The sequence below is a fragment of the Mycoplasmopsis bovis PG45 genome (assembly GCF_000183385.1).
Taxonomy (GTDB): Bacteria; Bacillota_I; Bacilli_A; order Mycoplasmatales; family Metamycoplasmataceae; genus Mycoplasmopsis; species Mycoplasmopsis bovis.
This window is the reverse complement of the sequence record NC_014760.1, coordinates 19,857-39,679: the sequence shown is the minus strand read 5'-3', so window position 1 is coordinate 39,679 and position 19,823 is coordinate 19,857. Positions and strand designations below refer to the sequence as shown.

General features: G+C 30.2%; 16 protein-coding genes. 8 read left to right on the top strand and 8 right to left on the bottom strand.

Going from position 1 to position 19,823, the window contains the following annotated elements; genetic code table 4:
* Positions 1–13 precede the first annotated feature (13 nt).
* The 5 genes from MBOVPG45_RS00185 to MBOVPG45_RS00165 are packed head-to-tail and all read left to right on the top strand — an operon-like array spanning position 14 to position 8,028.
* Positions 14–2,965, top strand: coding sequence for an ABC transporter substrate-binding protein (locus tag MBOVPG45_RS00185; RefSeq protein WP_013456064.1), 2,952 nt, complete (start codon positions 14–16; stop codon positions 2,963–2,965).
* An 8-nt stretch (positions 2,966–2,973) separates the two neighbouring features.
* A complete protein-coding gene (locus tag MBOVPG45_RS00180) occupies positions 2,974–4,059 on the top strand; it encodes an ABC transporter permease (protein WP_013455918.1) in 1,086 nt (361 codons plus the stop codon).
* A gap of 1 nt (position 4,060) precedes the next feature.
* Positions 4,061–5,074: an ABC transporter permease gene (locus MBOVPG45_RS00175; protein WP_013456184.1), complete on the top strand. Its 1,014-nt coding sequence runs from the start codon at positions 4,061–4,063 to the stop codon at positions 5,072–5,074.
* A gap of 7 nt (positions 5,075–5,081) precedes the next feature.
* On the top strand, positions 5,082–6,701 hold the full coding sequence (locus MBOVPG45_RS00170) for an ABC transporter ATP-binding protein (RefSeq protein WP_013456445.1): 1,620 nt from the start codon (positions 5,082–5,084) through the stop codon (positions 6,699–6,701).
* The gene (locus tag MBOVPG45_RS00165) at positions 6,694–8,028 is read left to right on the top strand and encodes an ABC transporter ATP-binding protein (protein WP_013456564.1); all 1,335 of its coding nucleotides are present in this window, start codon (positions 6,694–6,696) and stop codon (positions 8,026–8,028) included. The genes MBOVPG45_RS00170 and MBOVPG45_RS00165 overlap by 8 nt, the downstream gene beginning before the upstream one ends.
* 71 nt (positions 8,029–8,099) lie before the next feature.
* Here MBOVPG45_RS00165 and MBOVPG45_RS00160 read toward each other — a convergent pair whose 3' ends face one another.
* The 6 genes from MBOVPG45_RS00160 to MBOVPG45_RS00135 form a co-directional block, all read right to left on the bottom strand.
* Entirely contained in the window at positions 8,100–8,531 is a 432-nt protein-coding gene (locus tag MBOVPG45_RS00160) for an MHO_1590 family protein (protein ID WP_013456307.1), read from the bottom strand.
* Positions 8,524–9,945 carry an MHO_1580 family protein gene (locus tag MBOVPG45_RS00155; protein ID WP_013456415.1) on the bottom strand — a complete coding sequence of 474 codons (1,422 nt, stop codon included), beginning with the start codon at positions 9,943–9,945 and terminating at the stop codon, positions 8,524–8,526. Before MBOVPG45_RS00155 ends, MBOVPG45_RS00160 begins: the two co-directional genes overlap by 8 nt.
* Positions 9,920–10,267, bottom strand: a complete 348-nt coding sequence (locus tag MBOVPG45_RS00150; RefSeq protein ID WP_013456151.1) for an MG284/MPN403 family protein — start codon at positions 10,265–10,267, stop codon at positions 9,920–9,922. Before MBOVPG45_RS00150 ends, MBOVPG45_RS00155 begins: the two co-directional genes overlap by 26 nt.
* Positions 10,268–10,373: 106 nt before the next feature.
* A complete protein-coding gene (locus MBOVPG45_RS00145) occupies positions 10,374–11,396 on the bottom strand; it encodes an ABC transporter ATP-binding protein (RefSeq protein ID WP_013954500.1) in 1,023 nt (340 codons plus the stop codon).
* The gene (locus MBOVPG45_RS00140) at positions 11,396–13,372 is read right to left on the bottom strand and encodes an ABC transporter permease (protein ID WP_013455915.1); all 1,977 of its coding nucleotides are present in this window, start codon (positions 13,370–13,372) and stop codon (positions 11,396–11,398) included. Before MBOVPG45_RS00140 ends, MBOVPG45_RS00145 begins: the two co-directional genes overlap by 1 nt.
* Positions 13,373–13,405: 33 nt before the next feature.
* Entirely contained in the window at positions 13,406–14,236 is an 831-nt protein-coding gene (locus MBOVPG45_RS00135; protein WP_013456023.1) for an HAD-IIB family hydrolase, read from the bottom strand.
* A gap of 163 nt (positions 14,237–14,399) precedes the next feature.
* Between MBOVPG45_RS00135 and MBOVPG45_RS00130 the strand changes: the two genes are divergently transcribed.
* The 3 genes from MBOVPG45_RS00130 to MBOVPG45_RS00115 all read left to right on the top strand — a co-directional run bounded on the left by MBOVPG45_RS00130 (position 14,400) and on the right by MBOVPG45_RS00115 (position 18,349).
* Entirely contained in the window at positions 14,400–15,299 is a 900-nt protein-coding gene (locus MBOVPG45_RS00130) for a carbohydrate kinase family protein (protein WP_013456608.1), read from the top strand.
* A gap of 2 nt (positions 15,300–15,301) precedes the next feature.
* Positions 15,302–16,207 (top strand): pseudouridine-5'-phosphate glycosidase, encoded by a 906-nt coding sequence (locus tag MBOVPG45_RS00125; RefSeq protein WP_013456349.1) that lies wholly within the window; start codon positions 15,302–15,304, stop codon positions 16,205–16,207.
* A 270-nt stretch (positions 16,208–16,477) separates the two neighbouring features.
* A complete protein-coding gene (locus tag MBOVPG45_RS00115; protein WP_013456386.1) occupies positions 16,478–18,349 on the top strand; it encodes a S41 family peptidase in 1,872 nt (623 codons plus the stop codon).
* A gap of 46 nt (positions 18,350–18,395) precedes the next feature.
* Here MBOVPG45_RS00115 and MBOVPG45_RS00110 read toward each other — a convergent pair whose 3' ends face one another.
* Positions 18,396–19,049 carry a deoxynucleoside kinase gene (locus MBOVPG45_RS00110; RefSeq protein ID WP_013456161.1) on the bottom strand — a complete coding sequence of 218 codons (654 nt, stop codon included), beginning with the start codon at positions 19,047–19,049 and terminating at the stop codon, positions 18,396–18,398.
* Position 19,050: 1 nt separating this feature from the next.
* Positions 19,051–19,713 (bottom strand): deoxynucleoside kinase, encoded by a 663-nt coding sequence (locus tag MBOVPG45_RS00105; protein WP_013456248.1) that lies wholly within the window; start codon positions 19,711–19,713, stop codon positions 19,051–19,053.
* Between the last annotated feature and the right edge of the window lie 110 nt (positions 19,714–19,823).

Below are 19,823 nucleotides of genomic sequence, written 5' to 3'. Positions count from 1 at the left end.
TTAAGGAGATATGATGAAAAGAATTAAAAAAATTTTATTAGGGGCGATTGCATTCAATTCTGCCTTAATACCTTTAGTGGCTGCTAAATGTGGCAAAATTGAAAGAAATTATGACCTTGGATTAGTTTCTGAACCTATTAACTCCCTTAACTACATTAAATTCTCATCTGTTTATAAAGTGTTGCCATCATTAGTTGAAGCTCCTATAAAGTCTGCCCCTGATGAAGCACTTAAAAGAATTTTAAGTCTGCCAGAATTGCCTATTGGTGCCTATAACAATGAGCAAAGACTAACTCCTGAAGAAATTAAACAAGGCAAAACTCAAATTGATAAATACTTTGAAAAGGTTACTCCTGCTGCTACGCCTAGCTCAAGATTCTATCCTCTAGATCAGTTAGGCTCAACAACTGGTTCACTTAGCTCAGATAGAGACGAATATCAGCCAGTTAGCATCCTACAGTCTGGTGGAAATGCAATTCAGTCAATGAATATTCTGCTTAATGAAGGAAAAAGTCGCTGAAGCAATGGCGATGAAGTGGTAGCTGATGACTATATTGATGCTATTCACTATATTTTAGATTTATCAACTGGTAGTCAAAGACTTACAACTATTTTGCAAAGAAAATTTGCCTATGCTCAAGCTGTTGTTGACATTCAGCAAGAGTACATAAAGGAATTTGGTATAACCTATCAAAACCCTTTCCAATATCCTTTGTTTAAGAAAATAGATAACAAAGTAATGTACGATGTTTTTGATCCATCATACAAAGAACTTTATCCATCTCAGTTAGAGCAAATTCTTAAAGATGGTAAATTTAAAGGTAAAAACTTAAGTCAAAATGAAATTAATGAAATCAAAACTAAAGAACACAAAATTCTGAATAAACTAAAAGATGCAGTAAAAAAATTAGGCCTATATTCAGGAAGACTTTACTGAAATTATTCAAATAGAGAAATTCTTTCTAGCATTCCTTACTCGCCTGATTTTGATCCAACCAAAGATGAAACAATAATAATGCTTCCTAATTATGATTACTTACAAGGTAAACATAGCGAAGAAGAGTTAAAACAAATCCCGCAACGTAAGGCTGTTAAGATCAAAAAATATCTTTTTAGTGACCCTAGACAAAAGTTCTCTAACTTGTTTCAAGAATTAATGAAAAAGTCAAGAGCACTAAAAGCTAAGCTTTCTGCTTCTTATAGTGATAGTAATGTTGATTCGTACAATCAAGCTGTAAATAAGCTTTATAAGGAAAATACATTAGTTAATGATTTTGTTGATTCATTTAAACCAAAGAACTACAGATGACATCGTGAACTTGCTTTAGATGAATACTCACTAAGAATAGAGTACTCAGCTAGTGAACCTTCATCACTATCAAATGTTGTGCAAGATATGCAATCAAACTTGTTTCCTATTAACCGTAAGTTTGTTGAAACTAACGGGGGAATTAATGAATTTGGCCTAAGGCATGATAAGTTTTTAACTGCTGGAGCCTTCTTACTCAGTGAAGTTGTATTAGGGCCTCAAGGTTATTTATTGCTGTCTAAAAACCCAAAATATTACTCGTCAGACAAAACATCTAGCGAAAGAATCAAAATATTCTTTAGCTCTGATCCAAATATAAATGCCGCTTTATATGATGATAAATATATAGCAGCTACAAGAATTCCGGCTATCCAACAATTAGCATACTGAACTGATAAAGAATATAGAAAGTATATGAAGAAGTCATCAGGTTTTGGAACAATTGCTTTAGCGTTTAACCTTGATGATGAGAGATTTAGAAAACTTCCTAATAATTCTGATTCAAAATATTTGTATGATGAGGACTTAAGAAATGCTATTTATTATGCTATAAATAGGGATGAAATGCTTAACATCGTAGGCTGAAACTCATCATACCCAGTTATTACCTGAACGGCATTTGGTCAAGGTTCGTCATCATTTGGTGATGCCATCGAGGTAGGTTTTGACCACTTAGAAACATATACTAAATATGACACTGAATTTACAACACCTATCCCTGTTCAAAACTACAGCCACTTAAACCACTTGTCTAAATCTTATAAATTTGAACATGTTGATAGAACAGATAAGGCTTTTCAATTAAAAATAGCAAACCAATATATGGATGCATTTAAGAAAAAGCATCCAGGCTTAAAGAAAATAACACTTAAATACATTTCAAATTCGACTGATGAGCATCAAAACGCTGGTATTGCACTGCAAGACTTTATGACTAAAGCATTTGGTGGCTTCTTAGAAATTGAAATAAAAAGCTTACCAGAGAATGTTTATGAAGACTTTAGAACAAAAGGTGAATTTGACTTATTGTACAGAAACTTTGATGCCTTTGGTTCTGATGCATATAGCTATGTAAAAGTGTTCTTTAGAACTGATGGAATTGACAGTGAAAATGCTAAGCAAACTGGATTTAGAAACAACCCTTCAGGTTCATGAACATATGAAAAATACTTTAAAGAATTAGGCTATAAATTAGATGAAAACGGAAAAGTAACTATTTCGGATGAACGCAAAAAGGAAGTTGAAAAAATTAAATTCCGTCTTGGTTTAGCTAACTCAGCTGAAAAAGTTTGAAACAAAATTGTTGAGCTTTCTTTAAGAAAAGAAACCTATAAGGATGAGCAAGGAAAAATTCAACATGAATCCTTAAGTCAATTTAATGACAGGGTAACATCATTCTTTACAAATCAGTTCACTGATGAAGAGATTAAACAAGGATGAACTGAACAAAGCGCTTTTGCCATAATAGCTGGCTTAGAAAAAATAGTGCGTGAAGCAGCACCGGTTGTACCTTTAATGGAAGTTGACACATATTGAGAAATTTCTAGAGTTGGCGGCACTGAAAACTTATTTACTTACTCGTTGCAATTTGCTTATGACACAGCCTTTCCACCTAAGAAGAATCTGCCAACTGATATAAGAGAAGAGGAGCTATAGGAGAATTTATGGAAAATCAGAAACAAAAAAATCAAAATTCCTATTTTACCGATAGTATTTCAGAAATATCGGGAAAATTAGTTGAACAAAAGCAATTGGTTGATTTTGACAACCGTTTTAAGCGAAAACTGAAATGGCATCAAAAATTATTTAACATTAAATCTCCTTGAATAGCAAGTATGCTTAAAGCGTTTGCTGTTATTCTAGAGTTCTTTGTTATTGCTTTCATTGTTATTACTATAACCTTCTTCTTAATAAATTCAGTTCCAGGTGGAACAGGTCTAACTGCTGGCCTTGATGAGGCAGCTAAACGTGCTGTAGAAGAAAAATATGGGCTTAACCAGCCACTTATTATTAGATATGGCATATATTTAAAAAATATAATTCATCTAGATTTTGGAATTTCTTTATCGGTTTTTCCTGGTGAAAAAATTAATGATTTTGTATGGGTTCGTTTTTATAAAAGTTTTCTAATTGGTATTTTCTCAGTTATGCTAACTTTAGTTATGGGAATACCTTTAGGAGTTTATGTGGGTATGAACCCTGATAAGCTTCCTGACCATATTGCCACTTTAGTTGTGTCAATTTTCTCATCTATTCCATCATTAGTTTTTGCCCTATGGCTCTTATTGATAGGCAGAAAACTAAATCTTCCATATATTTTTAATGAAAAAGATATTTCAACTTATGTGCTTCCTGGACTAGCTCTCTCACTTGGTTCAATTATTGTGTATATAAAATATATAAGAACTGAGCTTAACAGAGAGCTTAACTCGCAACACTGTAAGTTCTGTTATTTAAAAGGTATAACAAAACGCCGTTTTGTTTGAACACATGCGCTTAAACCTGCTTTATTCCCAATTGCAACATTTTTCCCAGTTGTAATATTTGGAAGCTTTATTGGTAGTGTTTTCATTGAACAAATATTCTTTATAACTGGTTCTGGTGGACTACTTCTTAATGCCATAACTTCAAAAGACTTTAACATAATCTTATTTATGGTAACTCTATTCTCCTTACTTACAATTCTTTCATATACATGTCGTGATGCACTTTATAAAATAATTGACCCAAGGGTAAGAAGAAGGGGTTAATATGGTTAAGCTATCTGAATGATTGAAAAATTGAAATAGAAAGAGAAAGAGAAGAGAAGAAAGCCCAAATAATGCTCTTGGTGCAGAGTTGGCACCAAATAAGTTTTTAAGACCGCTTGCTTACAAAGAGTGACAAATTGTTGGTAATTTATTTGAATTTAATGAAACTAGCAAAATGCATAAGCAGCAAAACTCTTTTGTTGAGTTCTTCTATCGCTTCAGTCGCTCATTTGCTGGTGTATTTGGTTTTGTAACTCTTGTTATTCTTATATTACTAGCACTAATAATTCCATTAGTTACTAAATACGACCCATTACAATTAGCTGTTGAAAATAAATATGAAACCTTTTTTACTGACGGTCACATTTTAGGTACAGATTCAGTTGGTAGAGATTTATGAGCTAGATTATGATATGGGCTTAGGTACTCACTTGCTTTATCATTTATAGCCACATTTATCCAGGTGATAGTTGGCCTAATTATCGGAATTATGATGGGTCACTTTAGAATTTTTGACAAAATAATGACCTTTATTATCAAAATTATTTCTAACGTTCCATCGATAATTATTCTTATAACAATAACTATTATTATTAAACCGACTTTCTGAGTTATGATCTTTGCCTTGTCATTCACTTCATGAGCTGGAATTGCTAACCAAATGCGTTCCCAAGTGTTACGTGCTAAATCATTTGAATGAGTTAGTGCATCCAAAATTTTAGGCACACCGACATATAAAGTGTTGATGAACTACTTGCCAATTTTAATTCCATTATTAATTACAGAAATAGTGTTCCATATTCCAGGAATTATTCTCTCAGAAACATCATTAGCTTTCATAGGCTTATCTATTCCAAATGTAGCTACTTTAGGTAATCTAATTAGCGAAGGTTCTAAGAACTTTACAGTTTTCCCACGTTATGTTTTAGTTCCATCATTTATGCTTATTTTAGTAACTGCTTCAATTCAATTAATGTCAGGTGCAGTACAAGATAGCTTGTTAAGACAAAGATAGGATGAATATGAATCAAGAAGAAAAGCAAATTAAGCATAAAAATCTACAAGGTTACAATAAAAAGTTTGCAAATCCAATAATATATGAAAACTATCCAGCACCTTTAGATATGATGGAAATTAAAGCTGAAAAAGACAAAGGTTTTTGAAGATCTTTTGTTGATTACTGAAAGAATTTAGGCAAGCAGATCAAAAAAATATTTAAAAAAGACAAAACTGAAATCGACTTATTTACAGGAACAAAGGTTGAAGATGTTTTTGGCGAACCAACTAATGTTGCTGCTGAAATTGAAAATATATATCTTACATTCAAAAACCCAGCTAACCCCAAGGAAAAAAACTTAGTTCTTAGAGGGCCTAGTTTAAAAATATATGAAGGTAAAATTCACGCCTTAATTGGTGAATCTGGTTCAGGTAAGTCTGTAATTACTTCCCTGCTTTATGGATTAACAGGCTCAAATGCGATAATTGAAGGTGGCAAAATCAGATTATATGGATTGGAAGTTCAAAACTTTACAACTTATAATTGAGAGAAGTCAAAGCTTAGAGGAAGAATAATTTCTGCTGTTTTCCAAAACCCTATGTCAATTTTGGATCCAACTATGAAAGTTGGTAACCAAATAATGGAAGGTATGCTAGTTAATAAATTAGTAAAAAGCAAAAAAGAAGCTTATCAAGAGTCTTTGAAATACTTAAAACTAACTAAGATAAACAATCCTGAAGATATTATGAAAAAATATCCTCATGAACTTTCTGGAGGTATGATTCAGAGAGTTGCTATTGCTTCTATTGTTTCTCTAAAACCTAAAATTTTGGTTATGGATGAACCTACTACAGCTTTAGACCCAACTGTTCAAGCTCTTGTATTAGATATCATAAGAGAATTGCAAGAAACATTCAACATTGCGATAGCATTTATTACTCACGACCTTGGTGTTGTAGCTTCTATTTCTGACTTTATAAACATTATGTATGCAGGACAGATAGTAGAATCAGGAACTAAAGAAGAAATTCTTTACAATGCTCAACACCCTTATACATGAGGTTTGATTACTTCTATGCCTGATTATAATAAAGGCGAAAGACTTCAAGTGATAAGAGGTGCTGTGCCTTCAAATTTAAATAACATTGATGGTGATGCTTTTGCAGTACGTAATGATTATGCTTTGAATGTAGACTTTATAGATGAACCACCAATGTATCAAATTTCTCCTACTCATTTTGTCAAGAGTAACTTATTGAATGAAAAAGCTCCAGACTATGAACCACCAAGAGTTATAAAAAATCTTTGAGCTAAATATCATTCAACATTAAAATCAATTTATGGAGATAGTTATTTTGTAGATGAAGTAATTTACAATTATTACAAAAATAAAGCTGATGAGCATAACAAAGTGGCTTCTGAACTAAACAATGAAAGAAAGCAAATTCTGGAACAAAGAAGCTCATCAAACAATGCAAATATAAACGATGATAAACCAAAACGTGATGATGAAAATAAGATAAATTCATCTGAATCAAAACAAACAGAATTAGACCAAGATGACTATAAAATAACTAAAAAATCTAAATTATCTAACTTCTTTGATAAGTACAATGATAATGTAAGTGGAGGGGCAAATGAGTAAACAATACTATGTTGAAAAAAGAGCCTTTGGCAAGTCGCTTTATCGTGAAGTTGTTGAAGGAACTAGTGAAATGCTTAATGCCTATCCAGAAAGAAATGCAATAGTTCAAATTAGAAATTTAGATATTGTTTATGGCTCAGGTGTAAAATCATTTACTGCTATCAAAGATTTAAACTTAAATATTTATGATGGTGAAGTTCTTGGTTTAGTAGGTGAATCTGGTTCTGGTAAATCTACAACGGGAAGAGCAATCATTGGACTAACTCCTTATGAATTTGGTCAAATTAAAATACTAGATCGAGTTGTACCCAAGAACATTGACAAAGGCTGGAAATTTAGCAAAAAATATAAGGAAACAATCGACTTTATGGTTAATAAAGTTCAGATGATTTTCCAAGACCCCACCAACTCTTTAAACCCTTTTAAGAATGTTGAATATGTTGTTGGAGAAGGTTTATCTAATACGAAAAACTCTAAGTTAATATATCTAACTGATTTTGATGAGGCTACTTTTATGGCTATAAATAGCCTCATTAAGTTAAAAGATCCAGACAATGTTATATATGAAAATCCACTTAAAAAATATCAGTTAGAAGGCGAAACAATCGAATCTTCATACAATTTTGTATTTAATGAATTTGTAAAAATCTTGGAGCAAAGAGCGTCTTCTAACCCTCAAGTTTATGATGAAATCTACAAGAAAATAATTGCTGAAAAAGAAGAAAGAGACAAGATGTCTAAGCTTTCTGAAAAGCAATGCAAGAAGCAATTGGTTATTGACATTTTAAAACAGGTTGGACTTGATGATACTGTTCTAGGTAGATTCCCGCTGGAATTTTCGGGTGGTCAACAACAACGTTTAGGAATTTGTAGGGCTGTTGTCTTAAGACCTAAACTACTAATAGCTGACGAGCCTATTTCTGCCCTAGACGTTTCAATACAGGCACAAGTTATTAATATTTTTAACGAATTAAAAGAAAAATATCATTTAACTATTTTATTCATTGCTCATGATTTAAGAATGGTTGAATATATCTCGGACAGGATTGCTGTAATTAACAGAGGAACATTATTAGAAATTGGCCCAACTGATGAGATAATAAATAATCCTTACCACCCGTACACCAAGAGTTTATTAGATGCGGTTCCTTCCATAGAAAAGGAAAAGGGTTCGCTTATGGGCAATATTTATGATCATAAAATTCATAACTATACAGAAGATTACCAACCTACATGACATAATGTTGGCAATAAGCACTTTGTGTTAGCTACTGCAACTGAAATTGAGCAGTATAAAATTGAATCTATGACAAAAGAGAGACATTAGTCTCTTTTTTTATCTCTGTTTTATAGGTATTTTAGCAATATCTAACTCATCTTATTTTTAACCTACTATATTTAGTGAACAATTAACTTGGAATAATTTTTGTCTTTTGATATCTCCAATTTATATGTTTTAAATTCTGGATTTTGATTGAAATTCAATTTAAAATAAACTTCTAACATTTGTGGATTAACAAATTTATAGTCAAAGTCAATATCTTTTTCATAGTCAGATAACTTAGATAGCACATCCTTAACAATCGCTGAAACAACATTATTTTCTAAATAAGGTATATTGTTATCATCAAACTTAATAAATTTGTAGTAATTTGTAGGTGACAAACTTGGGAAAGTCACCGAATAATTCACGATTTTGCTGTTTTCGGCAGGCGTTATTTTATTGTTATTAGATTTTTTTATAGAAAGCACCGCGAATGGCGTCACAGTTGCAGCAACACCAACAGTTCCTAATATTGGAAACAAAATTAGTTTGGCTTTTTTACTCATTTCTAAACCTTTCAAACATTTCTGTTGACGGATTTTCTTTCAGCTCAATAATTTCTTTTATTTGACTGCTTAAAAATCTAAATGAATATGTTCTCTGACTATCAGCTACTTCATCACTGACTTTCAGTTTGACTAATCCAGAGTATGGATCTAGCATTGGTCTAGTTACTTTCTGACTATTATTAATTTGCACAGTATGTATTGAGTTTTTTCCTTTATCTTTAGTTTTTCATATGAATCTATAACTTGTATTGAAATTACCTTTAAAATTGAATGGAATAAATAGACCTTTATTTGTGCCGGACACTGAATTGACTAATTGTCCTTTTTTATAGTCAAATTCATAATAATCATTGATGTTAACCTGCTTTATATCAGTTCCTTTGTTATATACCGATGACGTGGTGACAGTGTCAACAGAAAAATTATTAATATCCAAAGCAGAATTGAAAATAGAATCTATTCTTAAATCATTTAAAGATTGATTTTTTAAAAAGTGTCTGTTTGCTTCTCATATCTTTTTAACACCATCAAAGCTGTCTTGATTTGGAGCTTTCTCTTTAAATTCTGGATTGCCTTTTCATTCCTTTATAAAGAATCCTTCTTCCTTATGTTTCGAGCTTTCTGATTTTATCTCAGCAAGTTTAATAGACTTAGAATCTTGTGAAAATGGATTGATGTTTACATCTACATTAAAATATTTAACCTCTTCATTGGTTCTTCCAAATTCATCAAAGCTAAATCTATAGTACTCAGGAATTTTTATTACCGCATGATTATTTACTGCATTGATGGTTTTATTTTTATTTTGTAATTTGTCAAACTTAACTTCTCAAAAATCATAATTATGACCGTGCGCTGTTCGTCATGAATCCATTGGAAAAGTTACTACAATATTTTCCAAATCCTCAAATGATAATCCTAAATAGTCAGATGTTAGGGTCATAACTTGAAGCATTGCACAACCGTCTCCAGTTCTAGTTACGAAGTAATTTGTATCCATTAGAGAATCATAGCGTCCTAAATTTTTCTCTAACTCTTTGTTAGTATATTTTACATTTTGTCTATTGTCTGATGTTTGCTCTACAACTTTATTGTTAATAGCTAATGTAAAACTTAGATCTTCATCACCATCAATGGAAGTAGGGGAAACTCTCCAATATCTAAGAACAAACTTGTCACTATTAAAAATTCTTCTTATTTCTATTGCGCCTCTTTTTACCATATTTTTATGGGCTTTTAACGAACCTTCAAAAAACCGAAACGCTTTATAATCGTCTGACCAGTCTACGTAATGAATGCCTGTTGCCTTAGTAACAAATTCTCTATTATCGATTATTGCCACATTGCTCTGATTTACAGTGTTATTGTTCAAATCACTTATTATGCTACCTGGTAATATAATAGTAAACAAACTCCTCTATTGCTTCTTTTCTTAGTCTATAATAAGCTGACTTTGACATATTGTTTTTTGCACTGTATTCATCTTGATTTATAAAGTATTTTTTAATAAATTCTGCATTTTCTTTATTCATATAATCCAATGTCTCCACAAACCTAGATCTGTAGTTCTCTGTAGAATGATCTTTGTGTCCTAGCAAATTATTAAATTTTTCTCTGACTAGTTTTGCCTTGTCCATTTCTTTATCAATAAGTCGCAAAGTTTTAATGATGTTAATTTTTTCCTTAGTGGGAATTTCAGCCGTTGAATTATTTATGTAAAGAGTAGTATTCATTTATCTCCTTTCACAATATCAATAAGCACTCATTAATAAGTTTGTGAAAAAGTTGAAAAAAATGGGAAAAATGCTTTGTTTTTCCCATTTGGAATTGTTTTGACAACTAGTTTTTAGTTGACTCAAAAAATCTACTTATTACTGGTTGATAGTTTTCGGAAATTGAAATTAAGTCTAATTTTAGCTTGAGTATTTCTTGAATTAAATTCAGCTTTTCCTCTTTAGTTTTTATCTCACAATACACTGCGTCAGAATCAAAGTAATAATTTATATCATTAGCTTCTAAGTAAGGCCTAATTAATTCATAGTTATCAACTACTAATTTAATATTAAATTTAGTTCTATTTTCTAACTCTTTAATTGCTCCAGAATAAACTAATTTTCCTTCAGAAAGTAATGTGAAGCTATCAATATATTTTTCTAATTCATCCAAAATATGACTAGAAATTAAAATTGTCTTCCCCTCTAAATGTAGTTGTTTTAGTGTATTAAATAACTTAATTCTTGAACTGGGATCTAAATTGGCAGCAGGTTCATCTAAAATTAGAATTTCAGGGTCATTAATTAATGCTTGAATTAGCATAATAGACTTTTTTTGACCTGATGACATAAATGCAGGGCTTTTAGTCATATCTGGCACATGAAAACCATATGTATTCATTATATGTTCTATTTTATCTTTTATAGTGTTTTTATCAACGCCAGACATTAATGCAAGTGAATAAAGATATTCTGTTGCTGATAAATTTTTTGGAAAAATACTAACTTCAGGGATATATCCTATTTTCTTCTTGGCGGCAGGATTAGTGAAATCAAGCCCATTAATAAATAACTTTCCAAATATACCAGGATAGAAACCTAAAATCGATCTAATTGTTGTTGTTTTCCCCGAACCATTATTACCTACAAAGCCATGGAATTGACCTTTTTTTACTTCAAAACTTAAGTCGTCTACAGCTTTTTTATAGACCTGTGGGGCAATTTTGAATATCATTGATAAATGTTGTATTGAAAGGGCTACATCAGAATGTGGATTCTTATACTCCTTATGCTTTGCTTCAGCAAACATTTGACTATTTTCTTTCCATTTTTTGTATATTGATGCTATTGAATTTCATTGTTTTTTCATTACTTAAAATTCTTTCTTTCAAATTGTAAATAGCCTAATGTTATAAAGGTTAATGACACTAAGAGTGTCATTCCAATTGCAGTCGATGTTTCAATATAATTATTTCTACTTAATTCAATTAAGTTATCATTTAATTTAACAACCTTAATAATGCTTTGCTTGTATTCTCTATTAAACTTGTCAAAATTTTCTGTGCTTTGTGATAAATACGGAACAAGATTTTTGGTTTCAAGAGAATTTAAGAATTTATCATTTTGCTTCTCGCCGATAATGTTAAATATATTAACTGTTCAAAATAGTTGACTAAAAGCGTTTATGGCTCTCTTACGCATAATTTCAATATAACTATTTAATCTAGTTTTTTGAATAGCAGTTAGATTCTTTGTTTCAAATCTAGCTTTAATGTAATCATCGATAGCTGATGTATATTCTTTAAAATTAGCATTTGCTAAAAGAACGTAAGATAGTATTGCAGATTTTTTATCAATATGGCTAAATAACTTTTTAAGCTGATCATTTTTCTCAGTAGTTGATCTTTCCTTGATTTTAACTTTAACTAATTCAAAATTATGTTTATCTTTAAGCAATGCATATCTAGTTAATCCAGTTAAAAAATTAATAATTTCAAGAGCATTGACTGTATCAACTGTGCCTGTTAAATAGGCTTTTAAGTCTAAAAATGATTCACTTAATAAAATATTTCTAATAAAAGTTTTTTTGTTTTTATCTAAAATTATGTTAATCACTTTTTTAGTAAACTCATCAAACTCTTCAAAGTTTCTGTTTTGAATATCATTAAGTCCAACACTAAAAAGTGGTTTGTCTTCAAATCTGTCTCAGTCAAAAATATCTTTAAAATTACTAATGTTATATCCTAATGAATATAAATCATTATCAGTAGTTTTTACTAAAATCTGGTTATTAATATCAATGTTGTACTTATCCTTCAAATACTTAATTACTTCTTTATTAAGTTCTCCAGTTTCTTTATTTATTATTTTATTGTCTTTTTTGTCTAATAAATTGTAGCTTAGTGATACATTTCAGTTTCTTAAATTTTTGTCATATGCTGTAAAAGCAGGAAAAAAGTATTCTTTAAAATTCAATCAATATATACGTGAATAAAATGAATTTTTAGATTTATCTGCTGAGTCAGCAATTGATTCTCTTTTTTGAACATTAAATTTCTTAGAAAATGGATTAAAGGCTAACTTTTCTTTATTTTCTAACATATTTGCAGTTGTCTGATTTTCAATTAGCAAATCTTTTTGAGATCTAATTCTGCTGTTCAAATTTTCTACTGCTTTCGAAGAATCACCTTTTAAATCAGGCGAATTAGGAATTAATATTATTGGTCTATTAGCTGCTTGATAAGTTGTTTGAACAACATCAATGCTTGATGAAAACTTAACAAAACCTAATGTCATAATACCTAAGATAGGCATCACAGCAACTAAAACTTGAAACACTTTCGACTCAACAAAATTTTGCGCAATTGATGCTATACCTAGGGCAAGTGCTGCACATAATAATCCCGCAGCAAAAAATGACAGAGTAGAAAGTAATGCTTTTGTAAATGTAAAAGGTATTATTAGCTGACTAATAAAGAACATTGCACTCATTAGTGCCATTGAAATAACAAGACCTATTATGCTTGCAAAAACATTGCTAAAAAATATTTGCCTTCTCTTGATTGGTTTTGAGTACAAAAGGTATTCAATGCCCTCATTTTTGTATCGATAAAAAAATGTTTGTGTTACAAATGATGAAATAATAAAAGCTGCTATCATACAGAAGTTTGCAGATAGCTCTATATATTGGTTGCTGTCTAAAATTCTTTGAACATCAGCTGCTCCTACAGAAAGTCTGACAGCTGCTACCAAGATTATATAAAAAGCCCCTATAACTAAGGGTGATACATAAGAACTTGCTAAGCGGAAATAAATTTTGAGTTGCATTTTAAAAAATGCTCTCATTTGGCCTCCTTTATAAAATTTAGAGACTAAATTTTATTGCTTGCTTAAGAAAAAATGTTCTATTGTTTTTCCTAATCCCGCTTTTTTATTGGTGAATGGGGAAATAACATCGGCAATTATTTTTAAACTCACTGTTGAATTTTTCATAGCTATTAGTTGTCCTACATGACTAGCACATGTCGCATCATTAAGAGTATCGCCAATGTGCACACATTCTTCAGGACTAACTCCACGAGCTTTTGCATAAGTTACTTCAGCAAAACCTTTTGTTGATCCTTTTGGTGTAATCTCTAATACTTCATTGCGATTTCCGGTAAACGCTATTTCACAGATACCTCTGTATTTTTCTTTTAATAGCATTGCAAAAGAATGTAGCTTGCTTTTACTTGGATGTCATAGCACCATCTTGTTAATTTCAGTGTCATTTTTAAAGTATTGATATCTTTTAGCTTTTCCCCTTGTTCAACGCAATGCGATTGATATAAGTCAGTTATGAGTAAATGCTAAATCTTTAGTATCTGAATTAAAAATAACGCTAATTCCATGTTTTACTATTTCATCATAAATTTTTGCAACATCATCTTTTTCAAATTTATCAAAGTAAATTACTTTTCCATCTTGCTTAATGTATGCGCCATTTCAAGCAATAAAATTATCTAAACATTGCATAGGTTCTAAAAACACATTTGTTGCTTTAGTAGGCGGTCTTCCGGTTGAAACTACAACTTCAATTCCGGCTTCTCTAGCCTTTTTAATATATTCCAAATTTTCGGCACTTATTCTTTTATGCCCTTTAATCTTCAAATCAATTGTTGTGCCATCTAAATCAACAAAAATGATCTTAGGTTTAACTATACTTTTCATATTTAAATTCTATAGTAATTTTGAATTTAAACAATAAAGATAAGTAATTTAAGCATATCAGGGACATTTATGAAAATCCAAAAGCAATATGTTTTGCTTATCAATAATATGTTGCATATGTACATTATAATTAATGCATAATTAAAACATTATTGGAGGGTTAATGAGTGTTGTTGTAGTTGGTTCAATAAATTACGATCTATATGCAAAGGTTAATAACAAAATTTCTTTAAGAGATTCTAATCCTGCAAATATTTATAGTTCTTTAGGCGGGGTTGCATATAATATTGCAAAAAATTTGGCTCTATCCGGTATTGATACAACATTAATTTCAGCAGTAGGAAATGATTTGGAAGCAAATTGAATCAAAAAGCAATTAGAAAATGATTCATTAAATAGCATTCTTATAGCCAAAAATGACTATAAAACAGCTAAATATGTTGCCCTTATAGATAACAACTCAGATATGAATGTTGCTGCAAGCGACACTAAAATTACTGAATCTATTGACTATAATGACCTGTTTGCATATAAAAAATTATTGGATAAATCAACATATTTATGTCTTGACGCCAATCTTAGTTCATATCTTATTGTTAAGTTATGCAAGAATTTTAGTGATAAATTCATTGTTGCTGAAGCTGTTTCTAGTCAGAAAATTTTAAAGTTTAAACCTGTTTTAAAGCATATTTCGCTTCTCAAAGGAAATAAGTTAGAGTTCCAGGCTTTATTAAATACATCCGAAACTGATTTATTTATTTTAGCATCAAAGGTTCTTGAACTAGGGATAAAGTCTGTTGTTATAACTGATGGTGAAAACGGATGTATATACGCTAATAATGAAGGAGTAGTAGAATTTTATAGGCCAACCATTGTAAAAGCATTATCGACATCTGGTGCTGGCGATGCTTTCTGCGCAGGCCTTATTTATGGACTTATAAATAAGATGCAGATACTAAAAGTTGGAGCATCATTTGCAAAATTTTCGTTGCTTAGCTTAATGACAATAAACGATAAATTAAATAAAAGTTCGCTATCGAAAGAACTTATGGAGGTTAACTAATTATGAATATAGTTTTTAGTAAAGAAGTTGAAAGTGCACTTAAGCACAAAAGACCTGTTGTTGCCCTAGAATCTACAATTATCACTCATGGAATGCCTTATCCAAAAAACATTGAAATGGCACTTAATGTCGAAAGTATTATCAGAAAACAAGGAGCGGTTCCGGCCACAATTGCAATTATTAACGGTGTAATTCACGTTGGATTAGAAACCCATCAAATTGAAGAGTTAGGTAAATTGAAAGATGTTATCAAAACCAGTAAAAGAGACTTTGGATATGTTTTGGCTAACAAGAAAAATGGTGGTACCACTGTTTCAGGAACAATTTTAGTTGCTCAAAAAGTCGGAATTCCCGTTTTTGCTACTGGTGGAATTGGTGGCGTTCATAGAGGGGCCGAGAAAACATTTGATATATCAAGAGATTTAGAAGAATTATCTTCAAATAATGTTTTAGTGGTTTGTGCTGGTGCAAAATTAATTCTAGATTTAGGACTTACATTAGAATATTTAGAAACTAAGGGAGTTGAAGTACTAGGATATAACACTGATAAATTGCCTGCTTTCTATTCTTCATCTAGTGAATTTAATACAACATATAATGTTCGCACTCCTTATGAGGTTGCATCTATAATGAAGGAAAAGTGAGAGTTTACAAATGGCGGGATTGTTTTAGCTAACCCAATTCCTGAGCAATATGGGCTTGAGTATGATTATATTTTGGATAACATAAATAAGGCTGTAAAACAAGCTAATGATGAAGGTATTAGTGGCAAAAAAACAACACCATACTTATTATCTAGAGTTCTTGAGTTAACTGAAGGAAAGAGCCTCGAAGCAAATATTCAATTAGTTTATAACAATGCAAAAATTGCGGCCGAAATTGCTGTTGAGTTTTCTAAATTGAAATAAATTATTTTTTGCTTGTAATAGCTATTAAAAGTGAAAGTTTCATAGGGCTTTCACATAAATGAAAGTTCAAGTGCAACACCACTTAATGTAAAATTTAATTGTGGAGCACTTGAATTTTTAAATAAAAAGTTCTGCACTTGGCAGTAGGAAACTTTCATCTAACTACACTAAAAATTACAATCATCTAACATATGATGAACGTGCATTTATTGAAAATCATAATAAATATTGCAATCAAATAATTTTATGATTTATAAACCGGGAGATTAAATGAAAAAGCGTCTTGGATTTCTTTTGACAACAGGCCTATTAGTACCAGCAATCAGTTGCAGTAATCAAAGCATTAATGCTCAAAAAGTAATGCACACACACACACACAATAGACTTTCCGAAACTAATAAAAATCAAAATAAAGCAAAATCTGCTAGTGAAAATGACGATAAAAATAATTCAAAGTCTGTTGATTCAAAAATTACAAAAGATGCTAATTTCCAACCAGATAAACATCATCTTTATAAGGAGTCTGTTAGTCAAGTTCAAAATCTTTTTCCGTCATTTAAAAAAACAAGTTATCAAATAAAATCTTTAGATTGATATATTCATCCTAAAATTAGTGAAATTAACTTTTACAATATTAATGGCATAAATTATGTTTCAATTGATGATTTTTTAAAAATTTCAGATGGCATAATTGATATTGACAAAAGTTATCACAATGTTAATTACCAGTCCAAATTTTATAACCTACACAAGAAAATTGAATGATTTTATAAGGATAGTATTTTTACTATTAACTCTATAAATAAATATAATTCATCTTCTGATAACTCTCTATTGAATAAGTCACATTCTCTTAAGTTTGATTATCAAAATCAGCAATTAACTTTATCAAGTTATGGGTTTTTAGACTCTATATTACCAGTAGAAAGTGAGCACAATTTAAGATTTATCATTCAAAATGAATCTCTTATTAATGACACTCCTGTTGTTATAGATTTAAAAAAATATGGTATTAAAATGGAAATGGTTAATGGAAAAGTTTTGCTTCCTTTTGCTGTTTTAAATCAGCTAATTTTAGCAGAATCATCTTATCAATTCTACTTTAATAACGATGAAATATTAATATTTAGTTTTTATAAATTGCATAATCCAGAAAACTTAGAGTATAGAAAAAAGTTAAGTAGTGGTAAGTTAAATAAAGAACTTTCAAAAGACTTAAAAGAGTTCCAATTTAAATTCTTACACTTCCTTTTTGATAACTTCTATGGAATAAAAGGTAAAGATCAAAATTGAGCTTTGAAACTTTTAGAAAAACATAAATCTCATTTATTAGAATCAGACGAACAACACTATAAAACGGTTCATAAAATTATAAACAGCTTGGATGATTTACACACAAAATTGTTTATGAATGGATATAATCAAATCGAAAGTCAATATGATAATTTAAACAATGAGTTTAATGACACAAGCAGAATAAAAAAATACTGAAAACTATATTTTCAATTCAGGAAAATGGCTTCTAGGCCAACAAATAATTTCATTACAACAACACTAACGCCTGACAATAAAACATTAATTGTGCGTTTTGATGCGCTCATAAATGGAATTACAGACTATCTTAGCCCAATACTTGATGAGTATAAATCTAGAGGAATAACTAATGTTGTTTTAGATTTTTCCAATATGCTTGGCGGCTCTTTATATGCTGTGTTTGAACTTATGGGTTTTCTGACCAATAAATCATTTCACTATAAATTGATTAATCCACAATCGGGTTCTAAAAAAGTTATGAAAATTCAGCCCAAAACATTTAAGAAGGGTTTTAAGTTTTTCCTTTTGACTTCGCCAATAACTTATTCTTCAGGTAATTTATTTGCTGGTATTGTTAAAGATAATAAGATTGCTAAAATAATAGGTTTTAAAGCAGCTGGTGGTGCTTCATACTTGAAAATGTCTGTGTTACCTACAGGCAATATAATAGTTTTAAGTAGCAACAATGTTTTTGCTAATAAAAAATTTGATAGTTATGAAAACGGCGTTACCCCTGACATTGAATTTCCTAAAAATAATGATGGATCTAATAATTATGAAAAGTTATTTGATGCTTCATTCATTCAAGATATAGTAAACAAAAATTAGCATATAGGGCTGTTTTATAGACATAAAAAATCAGGATACCCTGATTTTATTTTTTGTTTGTTAAGTGATTTTCAATTGCTGCTATTGCTTCAGATAAAACGCTAGAATGGCTTTTATTATTTGAATCTATTATCACATAAGGTATATTGTATTTTGACAACAAATCAACAAAGGTACTTTTGTAAATGTTGTTCAAGTATTTAAAATATTCTTCGTTTGCATAAAAGTTATCAATTTCAACTTTTCTACCTCTTTGAAATATTCTTTGCTTGAAAGTTTGTCAACTGATGTCTAAAAAAAGAGCAAAATCAGGATTGCACTTTGAATCATAAATGTGTACAAAAAGTTTTTCAAATGCTTCAAAATATTTTTTATTCTTTTGGCTCAAAGTAGCTTTTGCAAAAATATAGTGTTCTAAAATAAATCTGTCTAAGAATATATGATCATCTTGAATATTGTGGTTTTTTAGAAATTCTTTTTTGTGTTTATAAAATGAATCAGTTAAAGACTCTACTAAAAATGACTGAAAAGCAATATCGGTGTTTGGTTGTTTTTCATAACACCATTTTAAGAATGTATTAAATACAGGATCGTTTTCGCTAAATTCTTCAATAAAGATTGAATTAGGATAATAATCACTTAGTTTTTTAACTAATGTACTCTTGCCGCTACTTATCATTCCGCTTATGCCGATTATCATTTTAGCCTCTTTTAAAGGTGTTTTTGTGATTTGAAATAATTTCTAAAGCTTTTTCAAAAACTTCATCTTCATTTAAATTGTCAGTTTCAATGATTTTGTATTCTAAATTAAATTTTTCAGCTTGTTTTATAAACAAATCTTTATATAAATTGTAAAGAGTTTTAAAGTACTCCTCGTTAGCATAGAAATTATCAATTTCGACTTGTCTTCCTCGCTCAAAGATTCTTTTAAGAAATGTCTCTCAACTCATGTCTAAGTAAATAGCAATATCAGGAGTTTCATCCTTAGTGATTAAATGAGTAAATAAAGCATCATAACCGTCTAAATAATTTTGACCTTTAGGCCTTAAATTCACATTGGCGAATATGTAGTGCTCAATGCTAAAACGATCTAGAAAAATGTGATCGGTGTGTCAGTCTTTATTTTGTTGATTAAACTCAGAAATTAACTCACCTAATTTGGTCGTGTGATTTTCCACAACATATGACTGAAAACCAATTGTTAAATTTGGTTGCTTTTCATACAATCATTTTAAAAATGTGTTGAACACTTCGCTGTCTTCAGCATACTCTTTAAGCATTAATGAAGTTTTAAAATGCTTGTGCAATTTTGATGTTAATGTGCTTTTTCCACTACTTATCATTCCGCTTATTCCTATTAACATAGACTTACTCCTTAACTTATTAAAACACAATTATTTTACATATTTTGGCTTTTTAATAAAGTTAAAATCGTAAAGATCAATAACATATATAGAAAAGCAAAAATATTTTT